The sequence below is a fragment of the uncultured Psychroserpens sp. genome, from assembly GCF_947492715.1.
GTDB lineage: Bacteria > Bacteroidota > Bacteroidia > Flavobacteriales > Flavobacteriaceae > Psychroserpens.
Genome location: NZ_CANLNS010000012.1, coordinates 1 through 23514, shown reverse-complemented (window position 1 = coordinate 23514; position 23514 = coordinate 1). Strand labels below are relative to the sequence as shown.

27 protein-coding genes and 1 tRNA gene are annotated in these 23514 nt (G+C 33.7%); 16 read left to right on the top strand and 12 right to left on the bottom strand.

Annotation, left to right across the window (positions count from 1 at the left end):
* Positions 1–96: 96 nt before the first annotated feature.
* Positions 97–519, top strand: a complete 423-nt coding sequence (locus tag Q0787_RS18975) for a VOC family protein (protein ID WP_298904953.1) — start codon at positions 97–99, stop codon at positions 517–519.
* Here the strand turns inward: Q0787_RS18975 and Q0787_RS18970 are convergent.
* Genes Q0787_RS18970 through ffh form a run of 3 tightly spaced genes read right to left on the bottom strand, consistent with a single transcriptional unit; the run spans position 505 to position 3491 of the window.
* Entirely contained in the window at positions 505–1215 is a 711-nt protein-coding gene (locus Q0787_RS18970; RefSeq protein ID WP_298904950.1) for a TIGR02206 family membrane protein, read from the bottom strand. The genes Q0787_RS18975 and Q0787_RS18970 overlap by 15 nt on opposite strands.
* A 25-nt stretch (positions 1216–1240) precedes the next feature.
* On the bottom strand, positions 1241–2116 hold the full coding sequence (locus Q0787_RS18965; RefSeq protein ID WP_298904947.1) for a bifunctional 5,10-methylenetetrahydrofolate dehydrogenase/5,10-methenyltetrahydrofolate cyclohydrolase: 876 nt from the start codon (positions 2114–2116) through the stop codon (positions 1241–1243).
* 46 nt (positions 2117–2162) lie between these two features.
* Entirely contained in the window at positions 2163–3491 is a 1329-nt protein-coding gene (gene ffh / locus Q0787_RS18960) for a signal recognition particle protein (RefSeq protein WP_298904945.1), read from the bottom strand.
* 237 nt (positions 3492–3728) lie between these two features.
* Here ffh and Q0787_RS18955 point away from each other — a divergent pair, with 237 nt between their 5' ends.
* The 5 genes from Q0787_RS18955 to Q0787_RS18935 all read left to right on the top strand — a co-directional run bounded on the left by Q0787_RS18955 (position 3729) and on the right by Q0787_RS18935 (position 8593).
* The gene (locus Q0787_RS18955) at positions 3729–4244 is read left to right on the top strand and encodes a sigma-70 family RNA polymerase sigma factor (RefSeq protein WP_298904943.1); all 516 of its coding nucleotides are present in this window, start codon (positions 3729–3731) and stop codon (positions 4242–4244) included.
* Between the two features lie 48 nt (positions 4245–4292).
* Complete coding sequence (locus Q0787_RS18950; protein WP_298904940.1) at positions 4293–5189, top strand: FecR family protein; 897 nt, start codon at positions 4293–4295, stop codon at positions 5187–5189.
* Between the two features lie 37 nt (positions 5190–5226).
* Positions 5227–7497, top strand: a complete 2271-nt coding sequence (locus Q0787_RS18945) for a TonB-dependent receptor (protein WP_298904937.1) — start codon at positions 5227–5229, stop codon at positions 7495–7497.
* 62 nt (positions 7498–7559) lie between these two features.
* Positions 7560–8075, top strand: coding sequence for a hypothetical protein (locus tag Q0787_RS18940; RefSeq protein WP_298904935.1), 516 nt, complete (start codon positions 7560–7562; stop codon positions 8073–8075).
* A complete protein-coding gene (locus Q0787_RS18935; protein WP_298904932.1) occupies positions 8048–8593 on the top strand; it encodes a YfiT family bacillithiol transferase in 546 nt (181 codons plus the stop codon). Before Q0787_RS18940 ends, Q0787_RS18935 begins: the two co-directional genes overlap by 28 nt.
* Before the next feature lie 2 nt (positions 8594–8595).
* Here the strand turns inward: Q0787_RS18935 and Q0787_RS18930 are convergent, their stop codons facing one another.
* Positions 8596–9279, bottom strand: a complete 684-nt coding sequence (locus Q0787_RS18930) for a M15 family metallopeptidase (protein WP_298904929.1) — start codon at positions 9277–9279, stop codon at positions 8596–8598.
* Positions 9280–9309: 30 nt separating this feature from the next.
* Between Q0787_RS18930 and Q0787_RS18925 the strand changes: the two genes are divergently transcribed.
* The 10 genes from Q0787_RS18925 (at position 9310) to Q0787_RS18880 (ending at position 16913) form a co-directional block, all read left to right on the top strand.
* Positions 9310–9909, top strand: coding sequence for an alpha-ketoglutarate-dependent dioxygenase AlkB (locus Q0787_RS18925; RefSeq protein WP_298905008.1), 600 nt, complete (start codon positions 9310–9312; stop codon positions 9907–9909).
* A gap of 378 nt (positions 9910–10287) precedes the next feature.
* Positions 10288–11217, top strand: a complete 930-nt coding sequence (locus Q0787_RS18920; protein WP_298904926.1) for an alpha/beta hydrolase — start codon at positions 10288–10290, stop codon at positions 11215–11217.
* A gap of 251 nt (positions 11218–11468) precedes the next feature.
* Complete coding sequence (locus Q0787_RS18915; protein WP_298904923.1) at positions 11469–12329, top strand: SPFH domain-containing protein; 861 nt, start codon at positions 11469–11471, stop codon at positions 12327–12329.
* Between the two features lies 1 nt (position 12330).
* Positions 12331–12528, top strand: coding sequence for a hypothetical protein (locus tag Q0787_RS18910; RefSeq protein WP_298904920.1), 198 nt, complete (start codon positions 12331–12333; stop codon positions 12526–12528).
* 9 nt (positions 12529–12537) lie between these two features.
* On the top strand, positions 12538–12696 hold the full coding sequence (locus tag Q0787_RS18905) for a hypothetical protein (protein ID WP_298904918.1): 159 nt from the start codon (positions 12538–12540) through the stop codon (positions 12694–12696).
* A 1-nt stretch (position 12697) separates the two neighbouring features.
* Entirely contained in the window at positions 12698–13204 is a 507-nt protein-coding gene (locus tag Q0787_RS18900; protein WP_298904915.1) for a DUF1648 domain-containing protein, read from the top strand.
* Positions 13201–14151, top strand: a complete 951-nt coding sequence (locus Q0787_RS18895; protein ID WP_298904912.1) for an alpha/beta hydrolase — start codon at positions 13201–13203, stop codon at positions 14149–14151. Before Q0787_RS18900 ends, Q0787_RS18895 begins: the two co-directional genes overlap by 4 nt.
* A 1-nt stretch (position 14152) precedes the next feature.
* A complete protein-coding gene (locus Q0787_RS18890) occupies positions 14153–14332 on the top strand; it encodes an Arc family DNA binding domain-containing protein (protein WP_298904910.1) in 180 nt (59 codons plus the stop codon).
* Positions 14333–14876: 544 nt separating this feature from the next.
* Positions 14877–16136: a DUF819 family protein gene (locus Q0787_RS18885; protein WP_298905006.1), complete on the top strand. Its 1260-nt coding sequence runs from the start codon at positions 14877–14879 to the stop codon at positions 16134–16136.
* A gap of 51 nt (positions 16137–16187) precedes the next feature.
* Complete coding sequence (locus tag Q0787_RS18880; RefSeq protein WP_298904907.1) at positions 16188–16913, top strand: DUF4369 domain-containing protein; 726 nt, start codon at positions 16188–16190, stop codon at positions 16911–16913.
* A 53-nt stretch (positions 16914–16966) separates the two neighbouring features.
* On the opposite strand, the gene Q0787_RS18875 is transcribed toward Q0787_RS18880, so the two are convergent.
* The 8 genes from Q0787_RS18875 to Q0787_RS18840 form a co-directional block, all read right to left on the bottom strand.
* Positions 16967–17040: transfer RNA gene (locus Q0787_RS18875), tRNA-Thr, on the bottom strand.
* A 59-nt stretch (positions 17041–17099) separates the two neighbouring features.
* On the bottom strand, positions 17100–17369 hold the full coding sequence (locus tag Q0787_RS18870; RefSeq protein ID WP_298904904.1) for a hypothetical protein: 270 nt from the start codon (positions 17367–17369) through the stop codon (positions 17100–17102).
* Between the two features lie 26 nt (positions 17370–17395).
* Entirely contained in the window at positions 17396–18367 is a 972-nt protein-coding gene (locus Q0787_RS18865; RefSeq protein WP_298904901.1) for a type I phosphomannose isomerase catalytic subunit, read from the bottom strand.
* On the bottom strand, positions 18364–18774 hold the full coding sequence (locus tag Q0787_RS18860; RefSeq protein WP_298904898.1) for a 6-carboxytetrahydropterin synthase: 411 nt from the start codon (positions 18772–18774) through the stop codon (positions 18364–18366). The genes Q0787_RS18865 and Q0787_RS18860 overlap by 4 nt, the downstream gene beginning before the upstream one ends.
* A complete protein-coding gene (idi, locus tag Q0787_RS18855) occupies positions 18774–19298 on the bottom strand; it encodes an isopentenyl-diphosphate Delta-isomerase (RefSeq protein ID WP_298904896.1) in 525 nt (174 codons plus the stop codon). The genes Q0787_RS18860 and idi overlap by 1 nt, the downstream gene beginning before the upstream one ends.
* Positions 19299–19406: 108 nt before the next feature.
* The gene (locus tag Q0787_RS18850) at positions 19407–21380 is read right to left on the bottom strand and encodes an OmpA family protein (RefSeq protein ID WP_298904893.1); all 1974 of its coding nucleotides are present in this window, start codon (positions 21378–21380) and stop codon (positions 19407–19409) included.
* A gap of 10 nt (positions 21381–21390) precedes the next feature.
* Positions 21391–22320 carry a type IX secretion system membrane protein PorP/SprF gene (locus Q0787_RS18845; RefSeq protein WP_298904889.1) on the bottom strand — a complete coding sequence of 310 codons (930 nt, stop codon included), beginning with the start codon at positions 22318–22320 and terminating at the stop codon, positions 21391–21393.
* 32 nt (positions 22321–22352) lie between these two features.
* The coding region (locus tag Q0787_RS18840) for a gliding motility-associated C-terminal domain-containing protein (RefSeq protein ID WP_298904886.1) at positions 22353–23514 on the bottom strand (1162 nt) is incomplete at its 5' end.

The following is a 23514-nucleotide window of genomic DNA, read 5'->3' as shown; positions in this document are numbered from 1 at the left end:
GCTTGCTAAAATGGATTAAATGCGTTTAGCAAGCCTTTTTTTTGAAATTCTATTTCAGAATTAAACATTATTTTTACGGGTAAATCATTTCCTTTTATGAAAACAACACCTCCTTTTCACATCGCCATTCCTGTTCATAATCTAAACGAATGCCGTGTTTTTTATAGGGATATCCTTGACTGTAAAGAAGGCAGACATAGTGAGCACTGGGTAGATTTTAATTTATTTGGACATCAGCTTGTTATTCATTTCAAGCCAAAATCAAATGATGATCTCCATACTAATCCTGTTGATGGAAAAGCAGTACCTGTGCCACATTACGGTGTGGTATTACCATGGGATGATTTTCAGAATTTTGCGAATAGGCTTGTAAAAAAAGGAATAACATTTATCATTGAACCTTATATTAGGTTTAAAGGACAAGTTGGTGAGCAAGCCACTATGTTCTTTTTAGATCCAGCCGGAAACGCGCTAGAATTTAAAGCCTTTAAAGATATTAATCAACTATTTGCCAAGTGATTTTCTTTGGAAATAGAATGGTAAATAAATGATAAGAAACAATGGAATAATAATCAATTGGCAAACTATAATATAATAGGGCCATTCTCCAAAATAATCCAATACAGAAGCTGATTTGGGTTTTTCATTCAGATAAAAATAGTTGGCCTCTAAAAGGTAATTTGCCATAATCATTAATACGATATAAATCTGCAAAGCAAAAAATGACTTAAAAACACTTTTAAGTTTAGGTTTCAGTTTAAACACAAAAACACTATAGAAGATCACAATAAGCAAACCTAAGTGTACAATCCAATATCTGAAATAATCAAAACTAGGGAAGCCTTCGGCAATATCTGGAGTAATAACGCCTTGTAATGTTCCAGCAATAATCCAGAATACCAATATCTCAAACATCCAGTATCGTCTATAATAGGTATATATCGGAATTAATATGCCAAGTAAACTACAGAGATATAATGGCAAGTCGGTTTTAAAATTATAGTCCTCAATAGTGATATAATAACTATGAAAACCAAGAACTGTAATAGAAACAATTAAGGCAATATAATGTACGAGACGTTGCTGTTTTTCTTTAGAAATTGATTTCGCGTAGCGTATTACGGCAACAGCAAAAATGACGGCTATTACAATTGGAAGGAGATGTTCCCAGCTTAAAATGAGCACGCGTTCTAAAGCAGTAAAGACTTTAATCATAGCGCAATATAAGTAAATAAGAAGATTACATACGTTGCTCGCGAGCTAGTAGTGTATTTTTAAGCAGCATAGCTATAGTCATTGGACCAACACCTCCTGGAACTGGTGTGATATAACTCGCTTTCTTGCTTACATTGGTAAAATCCACGTCACCAGTTATAATATATCCTTTAGGAGAACTATCATCTGGAACTCTAGTAATTCCAACATCAATTATAATCACATCATCTTTTACCATTTCGGCCTTTAAAAAATTTGGGACACCCAACGCCGAGATAATAATATCTGCCTGTGATGTAATTTGAGTAATATTTTTTGTGTGGCTATGTGTTAATGTCACTGTTGAATTTCCAGGAAAACCTTTACGTCCCATCAAGATACTCATTGGGCGTCCAACAATATGGCTCCTTCCAATAACAACGGTATGCTTTCCTTTAGTTTCTACACCATAGCGATCTAACAATTCTAAAATTCCAAATGGTGTTGCCGGAATGAACGTACTCATATCAAGTGCCATTTTACCAAAGTTTTCAGGATGGAAGCCATCAACATCTTTACTAGGATCTACAGCCATCAAGACCTTTTGCGTGTTAATTTGTGGTGGCAATGGCAATTGGATTATAAATCCGTCGATATCATCATTTTGGTTTAATTCTTCAATTTTGTCTAATAATTCTATTTCGCTTGTTGTGTTAGACATACGCACCATAGTAGACTCAAAACCAACGCGTTCACAAGCACGCACCTTACTACCTACATAAGTTAAACTTGCACCATCATTTCCAACAATTACTGCAGCCAAATGGGGAACTTTCTCTCCTTTGCCTTTCATTTTATCAACTTGTTGCTTGATTTCGTTTTTAATGTCGTTGCTTACTTTTTTTCCGTCTAGAATTACCATGTGTTGATTGTTGTGTATTTTAATTATATAAAAAAAGCATGAGTTATTATCTCATGCCTTTCATAGCTTGCATCATCGCCTTTCCTTTTCCACCTTGCATCATCTTCATCATTTTGCTCATCTGGTTAAACTGTTTTAAAAGTTGGTTGACCTCTTGAACTGAAGTTCCCGACCCTTTTCCTATACGTTTCTTCCTACTTGCATTAATAAGTGATGGGTTTGAACGTTCGGCTGGTGTCATTGAATGAATTATAGCCTCAATACCCTTAAAAGCATCATCATCTATATCGACATTCTTCATCATCTTTCCAGCGCCAGGAATCATACCTATCAAATCTTTCATATTACCCATTTTCTTGATTTGCTGTATTTGCTTCAAGAAATCATCAAATCCAAATTGATTTTTGGCAATTTTCTTTTGAATCTTACGTGCTTCTTCCTCATCGTACTGTTCTTGTGCTCTTTCAACAAGAGATACAACATCTCCCATTCCTAAGATACGATCTGCCATACGTGATGGATAGAATACATCAATGGCTTCCATCTTTTCTCCTGTACCAATAAATTTAATTGGTTTGTTTACAACAGATTTAATTGAAATCGCAGCTCCACCACGTGTATCACCATCTAATTTCGTAAGGATAACACCATCAAAATTTAAGATGTCATTAAAAGCCTTTGCTGTATTTACAGCATCTTGACCTGTCATCGAATCTACAACAAATAAGGTTTCTTGTGGTTGAATAGCACTATGGATATTAGAAATCTCATCCATCATGGCTTGGTCTACAGCTAAACGACCTGCTGTATCTATAATAACAACATTAAATCCGTTAGCTTTGGCATGAGCTATACCAGCCTGAGCAATTGCAACAGGATCACTATTTCCTTTATCACTAAAAACCTCAACATTAATTTGATCTCCTACAACATGTAATTGATCGATCGCAGCAGGACGATACACATCACATGCTACCAAAAGAGGGCGTTTTGTTTTTTTATTTTTTAGGTAGTTTGCTAATTTTCCTGAAAAAGTCGTTTTACCAGAACCTTGCAAACCAGACATCAAAATCACACTCGGATTTCCAGAAAGATTGATTCCTTCCGCATCTCCACCCATAAGCTCTGTTAGTTCATCCTTAACAAGCTTTACCATTAATTGACCTGGTTGAAGGCTTGTTAATACATTTTGACCTAAAGCTTTTTCCTTGACTTTATTGGTAAACTCTTTAGCTATTTTAAAGTTAACATCGGCATCTAGTAAGGCTCTACGAACTTCTTTTAAAGTTTCGGCTACATTGACTTCGGTAATACTACCATGCCCTTTTAAGACGTGTAATGCTTTATCTAACTTTTCACTTAAATTATTAAACATATGTTTATAGAATTTTAAAGATGCAAATTTAACGATTTGTGATGTATTTATAAAGCGAAGTTTGAAATTAAGGCATAAAAAAAGGATTGCTATGACCAACAATCCTTTTTAACCAACTAAAAACTAAAACTAACGGTTAAGTTTACTTAACGATTACTTATATTTTTAATAGAACAACTAAAACGTTAAAATTCCTACCACAATAATTTTTATAACTTAGCGCAACCAAAATTAAACATGTCAAAACCACTAAAGGACCATATTTGTGAAGAACAGTTGTTCTCATCTATTTTCAGAAAGTACTCGAAGGACTTGTATGACTTTCTTTATTATAAATTTGGAAGTCAGCTTAATCCACAAGACAAAATGCAGGAAGCCTTTGTAAAACTGTGGGAAAACTGTGCTAAAGTACCTCAGCATAAGGCTAAGAGCTTTTTGTTCACAACGGCAAACAACATGATGCTTAACGAGTTTGCGCATCAAAAAGTAGTTTTAAGACACCGGCAAATTAAACCAAAACACAGCACTAATATTGACCCTGAATTTCTTCTTCAAGAAAAACAATACAAAGAAAAGTTAGAGCTTGCAATTGCTAATTTAACCGAAGCACAACGTGTTGCTTTTTTAATGAATAGAGTTGAAGGAAAACGCTTTAAGGAAATTGCCGAAATCCTAGGTATTTCAACGAAAGCCGTTGAAAAGCGTATATATGGTGCCTTAAAAAAATTAAGACAAGATATTGACGAATTATAAAAGGTAGGAGTTTTTATACTTCAACTGTTATATGAGTGAATTTATATTATGAATAGAGAAAGCCTCATACAAAAATGGTTAGACCACGATCTTAATCCGCAAGAGCTAGAAGCATTCAAGCAACTTGAGGATTATGACGATTTAATGAAACTAAATCTAGAGCTTCAAGGGTTTAAAGCAAACGCTTTGGATACTGATGCCTCTTTAGATTCTGTATGGAATACGATTAAAACTACGCATAATAAATCGTTTAAACTTTTACCTACTTTATCTAAAATTGCAGCCATTCTAATTGTTTGTTTTGGAATCTACTATTTCACAACGTCATTAGACACCACTGCAAATACCTTAGCATCTGAATACAAATCGCTAGAATTACCTGATGCTTCTAAAGTTGACTTAAATGCCGTGTCTACACTTGTGTTTAATGCTTCTAATTGGGATGAGGATCGTAGTTTATCTTTAGAAGGAGAAGCCTTTTTTAACGTTGCCAAAGGAAAAAAATTCACAGTAGAAACTCAATTTGGAAACGTAACTGTACTAGGAACTCAGTTTAATGTGAAGCAACGTAACCAATATTTTGAAGTTACATGTTACGAAGGGAAAGTTCGTGTTAGTACAACTGAAATAGAAAAAATACTCCTTCCTGGAGATACATTTTTAATTATTGATGGGAATTATATTGCTACAGAAAAAGAAGAATTAACCAGTCCGTCATGGCTAAACCGTAAAAGTACATTCAAAAGTATTCCTTACAGGGAAGTTATTGCAGAATTTGAAAGACAATATAATGTGTCTGTAGAATTTAATAATATTGACGGGTCACAAAACTTTACAGGAAGTTTTATGCATAATGATATTGAAATTGCCTTAAAATCCATTACTTTACCGTTACAATTAAAGTATAGTAAAACGGACAATATCATTAGGCTAAAACGTGAGTAAAAAAGGTGTCTTCTATCTTTTTATAATCTTATTCTTTTTGAATGTAAACTGCATTTATTCGCAAAACAATTCAAAAACCAAACTTCTACTTGCCGAAATCATTATACATTTAGAGCTAAAATTCAACATCAATTTTACCTATTTAGATCAGACTATTGCTAACAAAACTGCAGTATTACCTGATGACGAATTATCTCTTGAAGACGCTCTAGAGTTTTTAAAATCTGAAACTAATCTAGACTTTATTATTCTTAATAAGACCAGTATCGTCATCTCAAAACGCTCTAATCCTTTCAGTAATTTTATTACCCAAAAGCTGGAGGAAGTCGTTATTACAAATTTCTTAACCAAAGGTATTTCCAAAAAGAGTGACGGTAAAATAAATATCAAAACTGAAGATTTTGGCATTCTTCCTGGACTAATAGAACCCGATATATTGCAAACTATACAGGCCCTTCCTGGTATTATTAGTGTTGATGAACGTGTCTCCAATATTAATGTAAGAGGCGGCACACATGATCAAAATTTAATTTTATGGGACGGCATAAAAATGTATCAATCTGGACATTTCTTCGGTCTTGTTTCTGCCTTTAATCCATATCTCACTAAAGAAGTTAATGTCTCAAAAAATGGGACTAGCGTTAAATTTGGAGATGGTGTTTCGAGTGTTATAGACATGCAGCAATCTAATAGCCTCGATCAAGATTTTATTGCTGGTGCAGGTTTCAACCTTATTCACGCCGACGGTTTTGCCAAAGTGCCGCTAAATGATCAAGCCGAAATACAAGTTTCTGCAAGGCGATCAGTAACCGATTTCATTTTTACACCAACCTACGACCAATATTTGCAGCGTGTATTTCAGGATAGTGATTTTTCTAACCCACAACAGGGAGGCTCTGAAGTGATTTCAAACAATGAGCGCTTTTACTTTTATGATATTGCTACCAAATTCTTATACAATATTACAGATCAAGATCAATTTCGATTTAACTTTTTGACCATTAATAATAACCTCACATATGATCAAAGGTCGAACGACAATTCTGAAACACCATTAAAAAATGAACTCATTCAAAATAATTTTGCCACTGGCTTTGAATACTTAAAATATTGGAACAGCAAACTTACTACAACAGCACAATTTTACTATACTAATTACGATTTAAAAGCTACCAATTTTGACATCGCCAATAGCCAGCGTACCAATCAAGATAATCGTGTTAATGATTTAGGTTTGAAGATTAATGCCACTAATCACATTGATGAGCATTTGAAATTACATGGTGGCTATCAATTTAGCGAGGTGATCATTAGTAATGCCGAAGATACCGATAATCCTTTCTCGGAAAGTTTTGTCAAGGAAGTGGTTAGAACGCATTCTATTTACGGCGAAGCCGAATTTACTTCTACAAGTAAAAGTACTTATGCTAGAATTGGTTTGAGAACTAATTTTATTGAAAAATTTTCAGAATTTTTCACAGAACCACGTCTATCTGTTAGTCATAAACTAAACAACGATTTTAGACTCGAATTCTTGGCCGAGTTAAAAAGCCAGACTGCTTCTCAAATTATCGACTTGCAAAATGATTTTTTAGGCATCGAAAAGCGTCGTTGGATTTTATCTAATAACGAAGATATTCCCATTATCAAAAGTGCTCAAGGCGCTGTAGGAATTCATTATAACAAAAACAAACTGCTCATTAGCGCAGAAGCATTTATAAAAGATATTGACGGAATTACCACAAGAAGTCAAGGGTTTCAAAACCAGTTTCAGTTTTCTAATGCCATCGGAAAATATCAAGTAAGTGGTATCGACTTTTTGATTAATAAGCAATTCGATTCTTTTAGTACATGGTTAAGTTACTCTTACAGCAAAAATGATTACGAGTTTGACGATTTAAATAACGGAAATCCTTTTCCAAATAATATTGATGTAAGACATACAGCTACGTTTGCAGGGACTTATGTTATTAACGATTTAAAATTGGCCTTAGGTGTAAATTGGCATTCGGGAAAACCCTTAACCTTACCCTTACAACAACAAGATGACACAAATACCTTAATAGAATACGCCTCTCCAAATAGCGATAGATTAAGCGATTATTTTAGGACAGATATTTCAGCAACTTATCAGCTAAAACTCACTAATAAAATGGATGCATCTATTGGTGCGTCTATTTGGAATTTATTGGATAGAAAAAATATTATAAACACCTATTTTGCCGAAAACACAGATGGTGATATTATTACGATTGAAAATTTATCTTTAGGAATTACTCCAAATATTAGTTTTAGAGTACGATTTTGAGGCATATGTTATATGCTAAACTAAATAATTAGTATTTTTAAATCAAACATTAACTATCTCAAATGAAACTACAACTACTGCTTACTACTTTTCTTTTATGTTCAATTTCTTTAACCGTTAAAGCTCAAGATTTTGAAATCCCAAAAGACGTCACTTTAAACACTGCTGAAGATTATAAAAAATATAATCAGGATGTGATTAATGGTATCAATTGGTTAGAGAATACACCCATAAACGAGAAAAAAACTAAAAGACAGAACGCGAGCGCTTTTTTAATGCTATGGATGACGGGATCACCAACGGTTTCAATAGAAGTGTCGTCATATGTGATTCCTCTAATTGAATCAAATCCAGACTTATTGATGACTTTTTTAGGAGGTTGGACGAAGTATGCTATTGAAAACCCTGACGATTCTAGCGCGTTCAATGGTAATTTAGCTGGTCTTAAAAGTCTAATTGAGGTTTACAAAAAAAATAAAGAAACAGGTATTGAAAAAGAACGAGCAATAGAAAAATTAATAAAACTAAAATCGGACGAAGATTTAGAAAAATGGTTGAAAAAGAAATTGAAAAATTAAAATTCCCAATTGGCAAGTTCAATGCACCAGAACACATCTCTTCAGAACTTATTGAGGATTGGATTAACGACATTGAACATTTTCCAAAGGCGGTTGAAGAGACCACAAAAGACTTAACCAGCGAGCAACTTAACTGGCCTTACAGACCTAATGGATGGAACATCAAACAAGTTGTTCATCATTGTGCTGATAGTCATATGAACAGCATTATACGTTTTAAACTAGCACTTACCGAAGACGCTCCAACAATAAGACCTTATTACGAAGATCGTTGGGCAAACCTTGTTGATGGAACTGATGACAATTTGGAAGACACTTTAAGTTTACTCAAAGGATTGCACGCAAAACTTGGTAAACTACTACGCAATTTATCATCAGAAGAACTCTCAAGAACGTTTGTGCATCCCGAACATGGCCAACGTTTTAGACTAGATGAAACTATTGGAACTTATGCTTGGCATAGCAATCATCATTTAGCCCATATCAAACAGGCGATTACATATAAAGGTACGTTTTAATATTACTCTACTTCGAAGTCGAAATATGTTTTCGGAAATGGCTCCCATCGTAAGGTAAAATGCCACCATTCTTTTGGATAATTTCTAAAATTGTGTTTCAACATCACTCTTTGAAGTAACTGTCTATTGGCTTTCTGTTTCTTAGTTAAATCAGGATGATCTACCCAAGATTCTTTTCCGAAGAAGTCATAAGGGCTTCCCATATCTAGCGGCTCATTAGTATTGGCATCAATAATAGTAAGATCTAGAGTACTTCCTCGGCTATGTCCAGATCTTGAGGCTATATATTCTTCTTTAAATAAATGCCGCTTTTCTACATTCGGATAAAACTGTTGCTTATTTATAGTATCGTTTAAATCTTTTGCCCAACGCATAAAATGATTCACAGCGCGTTGCGGTCTATAGCCATCATATACAAGTAAGCACAAGTTTTGATCTTGTAGTTCGTCTTGCACCTTTTTTAGAGCTTCAGCCGACTGTTTAGTTAAAATTAAAGTATTGGCTTTGTAACCAACAATGGTATCTCCAACAAAATTGTTTTTAGAATAATAACGCAGTTCAACTTCAATGTCTGGAATAACATCTTTGACATGTATAAACCCTTCAGGGAGTGCATTTTTTTCTTGAGTAGTAAACCCTAAAATGGCCACCAGAGCCAAAGGAATTATTATTTTGTGAATCTTCATGATATAGCTAATTTAGATAAAAATTAAATGATGGACTTATTTTCCGAAGAAAAAACACGATTAAAGTTGCCGAATGCGGAACTCATTTATATAGATTGTTTTTATAATTTGGATAGAGCCAATCATTATTTTGAAACTTTAAAAGAAACAGTATCATGGCAGCAAGATGATATCACAATTTTTGGAAAAACTCATAAACAACCCAGATTAACAGCACTATACGCCAATAATGATAAACCGTATTCTTACTCAAATATCATTATGCATCCACACCAATTTACTTCAGAACTGTCTCAAATAAGAACAGATATAGAACAAGAAATTAAACATCAATTTACCAGTGTCTTACTAAATTTATATCGAGATGGAAATGATAGTAATGGCTGGCATGCAGACAACGAAAAGGAACTTGGTAAAAATCCAATTATCGCATCTGTGAGTTTTGGTGCTGTAAGACCCTTTCATTTTAAACATAGACATCTTAAAGCCGAAAAGTACCAGCTCAACCTAAACCATGGAAGTTTATTGGTAATGAAAGGAGAGATGCAACACTTTTGGTTACATCAAATTGCTAAGACCAAAAAAAATATTGGAGCTCGCATTAATCTCACATTTAGAAGTATCATTTGAGATCAATTATATAAAAAGAAAAAACCAAGGTCCCTCAACCTTGGTTCTCCTAATTTGCTTTTTAAATATGTGGTAGATTTAGGGTCACTAAGCCATCACATATGCAAATATTAATTAATTAATCCATTGAACTAAAAACTAAATTTTAGTACACTTCAAATATAAAACTCTATTCTAATTTATAAGTTAAAATACATAATTAATCGATGAAATACACTTAACTTTAACATTTCAAGATGAAATATTGCATTTCATCGATGAAATGCAGTCTTGAAAATTAAAAAAATTTAGAGTTAGTGTCATAAAAAGACATAATTTTCGTTATGATTTTTAGTTAACTTTGGTACATCTATAATTGATATCATAAAAAAAACGACTATGAAATATTACATCGCTGTTCTCTTCTTATGTTTTGGCAGTATGCTCTATGCTCAAAAACCTAAGTTTGTGGCTCAAGAAGTAGCAGTAAATAAACTAATTGATGGTACCTTATTAGTCCCAAATGATGTTGAGAAACCCACACTGGCTATTATTATTGCCGATTACGGACCTACAGATAGAAACGGAAATCAAAATTTCTCCAATAATAATTCGTTAAAAAAACTGGCAGAATCTCTTTCCAATAAAGGCATAGCTACTTTTAGATATGATAAGCGCATTGTAAAGCAAATTCTAAAAAAGAAAATAGACCCTAATATTTCTTTTGATGATTTTGTATCTGATGCAACAGCTGTTATCGATTATTTTAAAGCGCAAGAAAGCTACTCTAAAGTTTATGTTATTGGTCATGGACAAGGCAGTTTGGTTGGTATGTTGGCCGCTAAAGATAAAGCCGATGGTTTTATTTCCCTTGCTGGTGCGAGTAAATCTATTGATGCAGTAATTACAGAGCAAATAACTGCAATGGATCCTTCGTTAGAGGCAGACACTAAGAAGGCATTTGAAAGTTTAAAACAAGGTCAATTAACTACGAATTACCCACAAGCCTTGAGCTCAATTTTTAGAGCAGATGTTCAACCTTTTATCATGAACTGGATGCAATACAATCCTCAAGATATTATTAAATCTCTGGACATGCCTATTCTCATAATAAACGGGACTAAAGATTTACAAGTTTCTGTGGATGAGGCAAAAATTCTAAATCAATCTTCAGGTAAATCTGAAATAGAAATTATAAAGAACATGAATCATGTGTTATTTATTATTCCAGGTGATGAGCTTGAAAATTCCAAATCTTACAATGAGTCTTTTAGAAAAATTTCCGAAGAACTCGTAACAATAGTATCTAGTTTTATACTGAAAAAATAACATTCATTTACATACTAAATGTTAAAAACGCATCTCAAAGTCTGAGATGCGTTTTTACTAACTAACCAACCAAATGATAAATGTTACTCCGTTATATAAGGTAATCACTCCTTGTCTAACATCTTCATAAGCATTTACAATTTACATATAGCAAATGGCGTGCCAAACTCAATTTGTAGATTAAAAATATTTGATGTACATTTGATATCAAAATAATATCATATTGAATTATTTAATTAAAACCTAATCAGATGAAAGAAGAGAAAATAATAGTCCCAGCAAACGGTTACTTGATGCTTTTTGTATTTCTTATATTATTCTTTGGATCAATAGTTACAGCCATTGCAACAGAAAACCCAGAGTATTTAATAATACTTCCAATAGCAATTATTATTGCACCCGGATTTATTATGGTACAACCTAATGGTTCTCGTGTACTATTGTTATTTGGAAAATATATTGGCACAGTAAAAAAGAATGGATTTTATTGGGTAAACCCTTTTTATACAAAAAAGAAAATTTCTTTACGTGCTAGAAATTTTGACAGTGAACGTTTAAAAGTAAATGATAAACTCGGAAACCCTATAATGATAAGTACAATTCTTGTATGGCGTGTACATAATACATATAAAGCTGCATTCGATGTAGACATCTACGAAAACTTTGTTCGCGTACAAACAGATGCTGCAGTACGTAAACTCGCAAGTATGTATCCTTATGATAATTTCGCAGATGAAGGCCATGACGAAGACATTACATTACGCTCTAGTGTAAATGAGGTAAGTAATGCCTTGGAAAAAGAGATTGAGGAACGTTTAGCTATTGCAGGAATTGAAGTTTTAGAAGCTCGAATTGGTTATCTGGCTTATGCTCAAGAAATAGCAAACGCGATGTTAAAACGTCAGCAGGCAACAGCTATTGTAGCAGCAAGACATAAAATCGTCGAAGGTGCTGTTAGTATGGTAGAAATGGCTTTAGAAGAACTTGGTAAAAAACAAATTGTAGATTTAGACGAAGAACGTAAAGCTGCAATGGTAAGCAATTTAATGGTTATTCTTTGTGGAGATAAAGACGCTTCACCAGTATTAAACACGGGAACACTAAATCACTAAAATGAATAAAAATCAAATATACAGTATTGCAATTGGTAGTGCCATAGGCAGTAGTATTGGCACTACAATAGGAGCCGTTATTGGTGATATAGCCATGGGTGTTGTTTATGGTTCTGCCATAGGAACAGGTATTGGTGTCGTATTAGCATTACTCGTATTTAAAGGTGATAATCAATCAAAAAATAACGAACAATCATAAGCTAAAAAGATGAAAGAATATAAAGTAGTTGTACCAAAATTAGGTCTTAGAAATAGAACTAAACATTTTGAAGATTTACTCAATCAATACTCAAGAGAAGGTTGGACCGTCAACACTATTACCCAAGGTTGGGGTAGCGTTATTTTTGAACGTGATAAAAACAGGTAAAATGAAAACGAATAGACCAAGAATAAAAGTCCCATATGAGACTTTAGACATGATTGTAGATTTAATAACAGTTACCATATTATTGTTACTTTTCATCTATACATTTATGTCATATTCAGATTTGCCAGATATTATTCCTTCTCATTTTAATGCAAAAGGAGAAGTTGATGGGCATAGTCAAAAATCTTTTTTATGGCTTTTACCAAGTTTTGGTCTTATCATGTTTGTGGGTTTATCTATTTTAAACAAGTTTCCACACATTCATAATTACATGGTTAATATCACAGAAGACAATGCTTTAAAAAACTATCGTTTAAGTACAAGAATACTGCGTTTTACAAATTTATTTGTCATTTTAATTTTTGCTGTAATAGCTTTTCACACCATTCAGTCTACTAAAGGCAATCCTAGTAATTTAGGGTCGTGGTTTATCCCTGTTACAATTGGCATTAGCGTTATGCTTCCAGTTTTCATTTTAATTTATAGTAGAAAAATAAATAAATCATGATTGTAAGAATAATATATTTATATGTTGTATTCGTTTTAGGCGTTACTAACGCTTGTTTTTCTCAACAAGGTTTAATATCTGAGGATATTCTTCTAGAAAACGGAACTATTAAATTACCAGGAACGTTAACATACAACAGCAACTTAAACCAACAACCATTGGTGATTTTCGTTCATGGCTCTGGAAATGTCGATAGAGATGGTAATCAAGCTAGCGCTGGCGCCAATCCAAATTATATTAAGCAGCTTAGTGACAGTTTAGCTGTTCGAAATATTGCGTTTTATAGGTATGACAAACGATCTGCAACAACAGAAAATTTAGAATTAGTAATTAAAGACTCGCGGTTCAATTATTACGTTGATGATGTAAACATAGTCATCAATAGCTTTAAAGATGACAAACGTTTCTCATCTATAACGCTTATTGGTCACAGTCAAGGATCATTAGTTGCCATGTTAGCAGATCAGACACACGTAAGCAAATACATTTCTTTAGCAGGAGCTGGTCATCCCTTGGATGTTGCCCTTGTTAAGCAGGTGAGATTACAAAATGGAGACTCTATTGCTAATTTAGTAAAGTCACATTTCAACGAATTATCAGAAAAAGGATTTATAGAAAAGGTAGACCCTAACTTAATGGCTTTATTTAATAAACCTGCTCAACCTTTTATTTTATCTTGGATGAAGTATAATCCTATAGACGAAATTAAAAAATTAAAAATGCCTATATTGATTTTAAATGGCGATAAAGACATACAAGTATTTGTTGAAGACGCAGAAGTATTGCATAAAGCCAGCCCAAATTCCAAGTTAGTTATTATCAAAAACATGAATCATACGCTTAAAACTATAACAGAAGATACAGAACAAATGGTTTCTTATACAACACCTAACGTGCCTTTGTCTGAAGAATTAGTAACAACAATTGAAGATTTTATAAAACAATAAAATGTCAAAAAAGAAAGCATTTGCATTACGAATTAATGAAGATATGCTCAAGGCTATCGAAAAATGGGCTTCCGATGAATTCAGAAGTACCAACGGGCAAATTGAGTGGATGCTTATGCAATACCTCAAAGAAAAAAACAGAGCGCCCAAGCCAAAAAAAAATAACGAAAGCGATACTTAACAGTGTCGCTTTTTTTATGCGCTTTTATTTTGGTATTTTGCATATCTAAACTTTTTATATGAAGGCAGTTTCCAATTTCAGCATTTTATTTTTAATACTACTCTTATTTTCAAGCACATTACAAGCACAAACGCTAACCATAGAAAGCGTCGAAGAAAATAGCACTAAAGATTTTGCCATTCCCATTTCAGCAAAAAACCTCAGTTTTGACGAATTTTCATTTGTAGTCACCACAAAAGATTCTATTGCTAAAATAAAAGACATCCTTGGTCATGAAAATAAAGGATTGGTAAGTGAGATTTCGAATTATAGTGCCTTGGTAAAATTTAATTCTGAAAATGTATTTGCTTTAAATTCTGAATACCTCATTCAGGTTGTTATAAGGCCAGATGAAAGTTTTATTGACACGCCAATTTTAGAAATTAATAATCTTGAATTTTATAAAAATGGCCAAAAAATAGACGTTGATGTGATTAATAAGACATCAACAGCGTATATAAAACCTCCACTCTTTACAAAAGACACTATTGTATTTGGTTTACTAATGTTAGCATTAGGCTTTGTATTCCTAACTGAATCTATAAAATCAGATTTTTGGTCTAAGTTTTATAAAATTGTTCCTGGGTTATTTGTAGCATATATGTTACCTGCCGTTTTAACAACTACAGGTTTAATTGCTCCAGAGTGGGAAAGCATTTCAGATGATAAAACTATCGTAGAGCATGGCTCAAGTTTATACTACATGGCTAGTCGTTATTTATTGCCCGCAGCACTTGTACTTATGACACTAAGTATCGATCTAAAAGCCGTTTTCAACTTAGGTTGGAAAGCCTTAGTGATGTTCTTTACGGGTACGCTTGGTATTGTTATAGGTGGTCCGATTGCCATTTTATTAATTGCTGCCGTATCACCAGAAACCGTTGGAGGTGTTGGCCCAGACGCCGTTTGGAGAGGCTTATCTACGTTAGCGGGAAGTTGGATTGGTGGTGGTGCTAATCAAACCGCTATGTTAGAAATATATGGTTATAATCAACGATTATACGGCGGAATGGTCTTTGTTGATATTGTTATTGCCAACGTATGGATGGCGCTAATATTAATAGGAATTGGAAAACGAAATCGTATCAATAAATGGTTAAAAGCCGATACCTCGTCAATTGAAGAACTGAAAGAAAAAGTATCGACTTTTTCAGAAAAAGTAAAACGAAACCCATCACTTACAGATATAATGATTATTGGTGCAATTGCGTTTGGAACGGTTAGTATTGCACATCTATGTTCTGGATTTTTAGCACCTTTCTTTGAAAATATGGTAAACGGTATTGAAAACGAAACCACAAAAAATATATTCACATTCTTAGGATCTTCGTTTTTCTGGATGATTAGTATCGCTACCTTGATTGCCATACTATTATCGTTTACCAAAGCCAAAAATTACGAAGGCGCAGGTGCCAGTAAATTTGGTAGTGTATTCATTTATATTTTGGTTGCAACCATTGGTATGAAAATGGATTTAACTCTTATTTTTGATAACCTAGGACTTATTGCTATTGGTGCCGTTTGGATGTCTATTCATGCCATATTACTTATTGGAGTTGCCAAACTTATTAAAGCGCCATATTTCTTTTTAGCGGTTGGAAGCCAGGCTAATGTTGGAGGTGCCGCATCTGCTCCTATTGTAGCATCGGCTTTTCATCCATCATTAGCTACTGTAGGTGTTCTGCTCGCTGTTTTTGGTTACGCTATAGGAACTATAGCTGCTATAGGCTGTACTGCTCTTATGCAATTAGCTGCCGCTGGTTAGTATTTCACAAATAATTATGTGATATTTGCTCTCTTAAAATTTAAAAATTAAATGAAGTACTGCATTGTTATATTGATTGGACTTTTAATGGTTTCTTGTGGAAAAGAGGAACAACATGATTTTACACTTAATGGCCATGTCAAAGGTTTAAAAAAAGGGACTGTTTATTTACAGAAACAAAAAGACACCATCATGGTAACTTTAGATTCTATTGCTGTGAATGGCGACTCTAATTTTGTTCTTCATTCGGAACTACCGGAACCAGAAGTTTTATTCTTAAAGTTAGACAAAAATGATAACGAAGATGGCACGATTGCTTTTTTCGCTGATAAGGGAATCACGGAAATTAGTTCTACTTTAAAGAAGTTTAATTTTGATGCTGTCGTAAAAGGCTCAAAACAGCAAACTGTTTTAGACGAATATTTAAATATGATGTCTAATTATAATGACCGAAATCTAGATATGATTAAAGAGAGTTTAGAATCTCAAAAAAAGAATGACACGAGTAAAACTAATGCTCTTAAAACAGAATTTGACAATTTATTAAAAAGTAAATATCGTTATACGATTAACTTTGCTGTGAACCATCGTGATAGCGAAGTGTCTCCTTACTTGGCTATTAGCGAAATTCCTAATACTAGTATTAGTTATTTACAACAAATTTATGACACGCTTACACCTCATATAAAAAGTTCAAAATACGGCAAACAGTTAAATGATTTTATAAAGGAGCGACAAGAAGCTCAAGACGAACTAGCGAAAGAAAACCAAGACTAGAGTCATCTATAAATAAAAAAAAATCCCAAACTTAAGTTTGGGATTTTTTTTTGAGCCGATGGAGGGACTCGAACCCACGACCTGCTGATTACAAATCAGCTGCTCTAGCCAGCTGAGCTACATCGGCTTTTTAAGAGGTGCAAATATAATATTGAAATCTAAATTTGCAAACACTCTTAAAAAAAATTATCCTAATTTGTTTAATTTATCAATTAAAGCTCTTCCTTTTTCTTCAAGCTCATTGTTAATTGCTTTGAAGTGTGCTTTTTTATTCTCAACACTCTTATCATTAACCTTCGCAATTAATTCGTCAAACGTTGCAATTGCTTCATCAATAATAGCCTCACTCTCTTTTGTGCCTTTATCTGTGTTGTTATATTCCCACACATAAACTGCTTCTATAATATCTCCTAAAACAAAATTAATGTCTTTTTTTAGGTCTCTAATATTTGCCATAATTTTAAAATTTATTTGCTACAAAATTAAACATAAACTTCTAATAGTTTTGCATTAGTAGCTGTTATTTTATAGGTTTTTATCACTGCGGGAAGTAGTATAGTTTCCCCTGTTTTTAATAACTCAGAACCATGTTCCGTTTCGATAACTGCCTCACCTTCAACACACATATAAATAAAAAAAGAATCCTTGGTGTTTTGTTTCAATATCGTTTCTGTAACATGAAGCATACTCGTTGTAAAATAATTACAGCTTACCATTTCATTTGACTGGTTCTTTTTACGCTCATAACTAACTCTGAAATTATCTTCCATTTCAAAATCGAACGCGTCAATGGCTAAATCATTATGCAACTCCCTTTCGTTCCCTTGGTCATCAACACGATCCCAGTCATAAACTCTATACGTTATATCACTTGTTTGTTGTATTTCGGCAAGCATAACACCTGCTCCAATAGCATGAACGCGACCAACTTCTATAAAATAAGTGTCTCCTTGTTTTACTTTGTCGAAGTTTAAAATCTCCGTAAGCGTTTTATCATCTAGGTGTTTAAGATATTTTTCGGCTGTCATTTCTTGATTGAAACCAACAATTAAATTGGCATCATCGTCAGCTTGCATAACATACCACATTTCTGTTTTTCCAAAAGAATTATGGCGCTTCGCAGCCAATTCATCATTAGGGTGCAATTGAATAGATAAGTCTTCTTTGGCGTCAATAAATTTTATGAGTAACGGAAATTTATTTCCAAATGTTTTATAATTCCTATCGCCTAACAAATCTGATTTGTAATGATCAAGAAGCATTTTTAGTGTTTGTCCTTTTAATACACCATTTAGGACCACAGATGTGTCGCCTTCTACATCACTTATTTCCCAACTTTCTCCAACATTAGGTAATGTAGATGTTTTGTTAAGTAGTGATTTTAACTTCTGTCCACCCCAAATCTTGTTTTTCAAAATGGGTTGGAATTTTAAGGGATATAATTCAGTTTTCATTCTCCAGAATAGCTTACAAAATTACGTGGTGTTTCATACAGCGTAACTTCAATCTCGAAATCCTCATTCAACTTTGGCTTGATTTTATTATAAATAACAACCACTATATTTTCGGCAGTAGGATTTAAATTTTTGAATTCTGGGACTTCTACGTTTAAATTTTTATGATCAAAAGCATCTTCAACCTCAGATTTTATAATGTCTTTTAATATTTTCATATCAACGACATATCCTGTGTCTTTATCAATTTCTCCAGTTACGCTTACAATAAGTTCATAGTTGTGACCATGATAGTTTGGATTATTACACTTTCCGAAGATTTCATCATTCTTTTCAAAACTCCAGTCGCTACGATATAAGCGATGCGCTGCATTAAAGTGTGCTTTTCTACTAACTGTTACTCGCATTACTTGATGATATTAATGTGTTCGTAAAACTTATCGAAAATGATTTTAAACCATGCCGTATAAAGTTCTGGGTGAAGTTCTATATCTACTTTAACAGCTTCTATAGGCATCCACTTCCATGCCTCGACTTCATCTGAATTAATCAATGGCTCTTTGTTATAATGCCCTATCATCACATGATCAAATTCATGCTCTGTTAATCCATTATCAAAAGGTGCTTTGTATATAAACGAAATTGTCTCTTTTAAATCTACAGAAAATCCCATTTCTTCTTGTAAACGACGCTTTCCAGCTTCAATATTTGTTTCACCCACTCTTTGGTGACTGCAGCATGTATTAGTCCATAATAACGGAGAATGGTACTTATGTTTTGCACGTTGCTGTAACATTAGTTCGTTATTATCATTAAAGATAAATACTGAAAATGCGCGATGTAAGATGGCTTTTTCATGAGCTTCCATTTTAGCCATTGTACCTATCTGCTCGTCGTTTTCATTTACAAGAATTACATGTTCTTCTGTCATAGCTAACAAAAATAACAACTAAATGTTAAAAAAAATACTAGAAACAAAAAAGCTGTCCATAAATAGACAGCTTTTAACTTTTATTTAATAGATATTATGGTGTCTAGATTAATTTTCTGGACACTTTTGACCATTAATACTCGTTACGATAAACTCACTACGTCTATTTAGTTGATGTTCTTCTTCACTACATGACGAGTTATTTGTTGGTTCACAACCACAATCGTTAACCAATCGCGATTCACCATAACCTTTAGCCGTTAAGCGATCTGCTGCAATACCTTTATCAATAAGATACTGACGCGTAGACTGTGCTCTATTTTCAGATAATTTTTCGTTATATGCTGCTGGGCCTCTACAATCTGTATGACTTCTAACATCGATTGTAATGGTTGGATATTTGTTCATCACAGCTAATACTTTTTGTAGCTCAACTTCGGCATCATAACGAATGTCATATTTATCAAAATCAAAATAGATAATCGGAATGTCCAAAATTTTAGCTAAATCTGCACATGGCTCTAAAGCTACTTCATCTTTTTCGAGCAATAATTCTATTTCAAGTTTTTGTTTTTTCTTAGGAGTTGAAAAACGCTTTTCATCTGATGCGTAGGTATCTTTTTCTCCTCGAACTAAAAATTCCATTTCGCAGGCTAAGCCTTCAAATTTATATGATGCATCATTTCCAACTGTCATTTGCTGTAATTGATTTCCATTGCCATCAAATAAAGTCACAACGGCTCCTGCCAATAGTTCCATTGTCTCCTTATCTCTAACAGTACCTTCAAGTACCTGTTCACATTCTGGAATTGTAAAACTATAAATATCATCGTCTCCCTTACCACCTTCTCGATTGGATGTAAAAAAGCCCTCTTTCGTTCCAAGGTTTTCATAATAACCAAAATCATCCATAGAACTATTTATTGGTCGGCCTACATTTTCAAGAGACATTGGCTGGTTTAAGGCCCTTTTATTTTCAAAATCACGAATAACAAAAACATCTAGTCCGCCTAAACCATTAAATCCATTTGACGATAAATATAAATCGCCTTCAGAATTAATAAACGGAAACGTTTCATGGCCTTCAGTATTTACAGCAGCTCCAAGATTAACGGGTTCTCCCAAAGTGCCATCATCATTAATATCGACTTCAAAAATATCTGATTTCCCTAAGGTACCAGTCATATCAGAAGCAAAGTACATTTTTGTTCCTTGTACATTGATTGTTGGGTGCGCAACGCTGTATTCATCACTATTAAAATGAATCGATTCAATGTTATCCCATTCACCATTGTCATTTAGAGTCGCTTTGAAGATTTTTAAACGATTGGTACCGTCTTCACTATTTTTATACTTTTTATTGTAATAATTATTACGTGTAAAATACATGACTTGATCATCTGGTGTAAAAGCTACGGTAGATTCGTGATATTTAGTATTTACATCATTATCAAATTTCGAAACGTTGCTATAAGTACCATCTTCTTGTTTATCTGCTGAAAATAGATCGAGGTAAGGTTGTTCGTTCCATTTATACTTTTTACCGCCACCACGAGACGATGCAAAAACAAGTTGGTTTTTATATTGAGTAGACCCGAAATCTGAAAGTTCAGAATTAATATCTAAATTATAAACTTCGAAATCTCTACTGGCTTCATCAATCATTGCAAGGTAATCCACGGTTGAAGAAAAAGCTCTTCCTCTTAAATCACTTCTATCTTCAGAAGCAAATTTTTTCATCCATTTGTCAGATTCTGAATAGTTTTCGATCGATTTTAGAGCCTGAGCATATCTAAAGTAATACTCTGGATCAATACCATCAACATCCATTTTCATGAGTTCTCCATACCATTTAGCAGCTTCTTCCATTTGATTGTTGAAATAGAATGAATTGGCCAATTTTTGTAGTAAATCCACAGATGTATAGCCATTTTCAGCAACTTCTAAAAGAATCTCACTTGTTTTCAAGTAAGCTAAGTTATCATACTCTTTAGACGCTTGTCTAATTTTTCCTTTTTGAGCGTATCCCATTGAAAAAACCAAGCTCAACGTTAGGATACATATAATTTTGTGTGTGTTCATAATCATTTTTTTAGAAGAATCTTGGTGATAATATTCGACCTACTTTCTGTAATTCAAAACGTAGCATAATTTCATGCGAACCGCTATTATAATTATTTAAATTAGTGGTTGTTGCGTCATAAGAATAACCAATATATAAGCCATCCGTCACTTGAAAACCAGCTAGACCACTAACTGAATCATCCCATCTCCATGCTACACCTAAAGTGAATTTCTTATTGAACAAGAAGTTTGCCGACACGTCCGCAATTAACGGCGCTCCTGAAACGGCTTTCACCAAGGCTGCTGGTTTCAGTTTAGTATTTTCACTAAGATCAAACACATAACCTGCAATGAGGTAATAGTTCATTCGTTCCTTAGCTACAGATTCCTGAAAATCATCATAATGCTCTGTAGTTAAAAAGTTAGGTACAGATAAACCAATATACCATTTTCTATTATGCAAATACAAACCGGCACCTATTGTAGGTGAAAACAGGCTAATATTTTGATTAAATACGGCATCAGGATTTTGGAAACGACCTCTACTCCAATCTGTATCGAGCAAATGGGCACCAGCTTTAGCTCCAAAAGATAATTTGGTTAGTGACTCATTCAATCGAATCGTATATGAAAAATTAGCGTCTATATAAGTCTCATTTGCCGGACCTAAAGCGTCATTCACAATAGATAAACCTAAGCCTATTTTGTCATTTCTGAGTGGCGCATGGATTCCAAGAGTTTGCGTTTGAGGCGCTCCATCTATTCCTACCCATTGTGTTCTATGTAAACCTGTAACACTCAACACTTCTCTTTGTCCAGCGTAAGCAGGGTTAACACTCATCGTATTATACATATACTGGGTATATTGAGGGTCTTGCTGCGCAAAACTAGTATTAATGGTTAGTGCACAAAACACTAACAGTATTAATCCTTTTACTAATGATGATTTTTGTATCATTTTAATATTGTTTTTAATCTTGCCGTTATTAATTATCTGTTTATGTATAACCATCCTACTCTTGGTTCAGAACCATTTCCTAAATCAATCACATAGTAGTATGTACCAACTGGTAGCTTATCTCCTTGACTAAGAACAGCTCTTCCATTTGAAGTACCATCCCAATCATTTCTATAAGTTCTTGTTTCATAAACAATATTTCCCCATCTGTTATAAATCTCTAATTTATTATTAGGGAAAGTTTCTATACAATCGATAACAAAGAACTCATTAACTCCATCTCCATTTGGAGAGAATTCGTTGTAAATCGTTAAACATATCGGATCTACACCAACTGAATCACTATTATTATTTTCATTCTGATCGTCTCCACCAGCAAATTGAGTAATCGTAGCTGTATTTAAATAATCACCAAAGCCTAAAACTTCAACAGTTATTTGTAAAACTTCAACTTGACCTGGATTTAATTGTCCGACAGTCCATTCTCCATCAATCTCAGAATATGTTCCTGCCGTTGTAATGGCTGAAACGAATGTATATCCACTTGGAAGAATGTCCTCTACCACAACTCCTGTTGCTGTTACAAACCCTTCGTTTGCCACTGTTATTGTGAACGTTACTTCATCACCAATTAATGGCTCGGCAATATCAAGTTCTTTCGTTACTGATAATTCAAAATCAGAATCTGTCATAGTTTCTGTTGGATCATCTTCCGTATTTCCATCAGTATCGTCTCCATCATCACTTGTATCAGTTGTAGTGGTTCCATCTGGTCCAGTTCCATCTGCTACAACACTATTTATCAATCCACCAGCATCAACATCATCTTGTGTAATTGTATATGTTGCGGTATATGTTGCTGTTTCACCAGCAAGTAAATCACCTTCTGCACTACCTTGATCTGCACTTACAAATATTGGACCAGAATCAAGTGTTAAAACAATACCATTTGCATCTGTAAACGTATCTACAATAGTTACATTATCTAATGTCACGTTTCCATCGTTGGTTACTGTTATCGTATAAGTAATAACATCTCCTACACCTACAACACCATCACCATTATCTAAAATATCGGCAACCTTAACAACATTTAATGACGTTGTTTGTGGTAAATCTGTATCCGTTGGATCATCTGGTTCTCCATCTCCATTGTTATCTGTATCGGTTGGATCGTTTGGATCATCACTATCA

Bases quoted from the DNA above. Each gene is read 5' to 3' on its own strand.
- Q0787_RS18975 (WP_298904953.1), top strand. From the start codon at position 97: ATGAAAACAACACCTCCTTTTCACATCGCCATTCCTGTTCATAATCTA.
- Q0787_RS18970 (WP_298904950.1), bottom strand. From the start codon at position 1,215: ATGATTAAAGTCTTTACTGCTTTAGAACGCGTGCTCATTTTAAGCTGG.
- Q0787_RS18965 (WP_298904947.1), bottom strand. From the start codon at position 2,116: ATGGTAATTCTAGACGGAAAAAAAGTAAGCAACGACATTAAAAACGAA.
- ffh (WP_298904945.1), bottom strand. From the start codon at position 3,491: ATGTTTAATAATTTAAGTGAAAAGTTAGATAAAGCATTACACGTCTTA.
- Q0787_RS18955 (WP_298904943.1), top strand. From the start codon at position 3,729: ATGTCAAAACCACTAAAGGACCATATTTGTGAAGAACAGTTGTTCTCA.
- Q0787_RS18950 (WP_298904940.1), top strand. From the start codon at position 4,293: ATGAATAGAGAAAGCCTCATACAAAAATGGTTAGACCACGATCTTAAT.
- Q0787_RS18940 (WP_298904935.1), top strand. From the start codon at position 7,560: ATGAAACTACAACTACTGCTTACTACTTTTCTTTTATGTTCAATTTCT.
- Q0787_RS18935 (WP_298904932.1), top strand. From the start codon at position 8,048: ATGGTTGAAAAAGAAATTGAAAAATTAAAATTCCCAATTGGCAAGTTC.
- Q0787_RS18930 (WP_298904929.1), bottom strand. From the start codon at position 9,279: ATGAAGATTCACAAAATAATAATTCCTTTGGCTCTGGTGGCCATTTTA.
- Q0787_RS18925 (WP_298905008.1), top strand. From the start codon at position 9,310: ATGGACTTATTTTCCGAAGAAAAAACACGATTAAAGTTGCCGAATGCG.
- Q0787_RS18920 (WP_298904926.1), top strand. From the start codon at position 10,288: ATGAAATATTACATCGCTGTTCTCTTCTTATGTTTTGGCAGTATGCTC.
- Q0787_RS18915 (WP_298904923.1), top strand. From the start codon at position 11,469: ATGAAAGAAGAGAAAATAATAGTCCCAGCAAACGGTTACTTGATGCTT.
- Q0787_RS18910 (WP_298904920.1), top strand. From the start codon at position 12,331: ATGAATAAAAATCAAATATACAGTATTGCAATTGGTAGTGCCATAGGC.
- Q0787_RS18905 (WP_298904918.1), top strand. From the start codon at position 12,538: ATGAAAGAATATAAAGTAGTTGTACCAAAATTAGGTCTTAGAAATAGA.
- Q0787_RS18900 (WP_298904915.1), top strand. From the start codon at position 12,698: ATGAAAACGAATAGACCAAGAATAAAAGTCCCATATGAGACTTTAGAC.
- Q0787_RS18895 (WP_298904912.1), top strand. From the start codon at position 13,201: ATGATTGTAAGAATAATATATTTATATGTTGTATTCGTTTTAGGCGTT.
- Q0787_RS18890 (WP_298904910.1), top strand. From the start codon at position 14,153: ATGTCAAAAAAGAAAGCATTTGCATTACGAATTAATGAAGATATGCTC.
- Q0787_RS18885 (WP_298905006.1), top strand. From the start codon at position 14,877: ATGTTAGCATTAGGCTTTGTATTCCTAACTGAATCTATAAAATCAGAT.
- Q0787_RS18880 (WP_298904907.1), top strand. From the start codon at position 16,188: ATGAAGTACTGCATTGTTATATTGATTGGACTTTTAATGGTTTCTTGT.
- Q0787_RS18870 (WP_298904904.1), bottom strand. From the start codon at position 17,369: ATGGCAAATATTAGAGACCTAAAAAAAGACATTAATTTTGTTTTAGGA.
- Q0787_RS18865 (WP_298904901.1), bottom strand. From the start codon at position 18,367: ATGAAAACTGAATTATATCCCTTAAAATTCCAACCCATTTTGAAAAAC.
- Q0787_RS18860 (WP_298904898.1), bottom strand. From the start codon at position 18,774: ATGCGAGTAACAGTTAGTAGAAAAGCACACTTTAATGCAGCGCATCGC.
- idi (WP_298904896.1), bottom strand. From the start codon at position 19,298: ATGACAGAAGAACATGTAATTCTTGTAAATGAAAACGACGAGCAGATA.
- Q0787_RS18850 (WP_298904893.1), bottom strand. From the start codon at position 21,380: ATGAACACACACAAAATTATATGTATCCTAACGTTGAGCTTGGTTTTT.
- Q0787_RS18845 (WP_298904889.1), bottom strand. From the start codon at position 22,320: ATGATACAAAAATCATCATTAGTAAAAGGATTAATACTGTTAGTGTTT.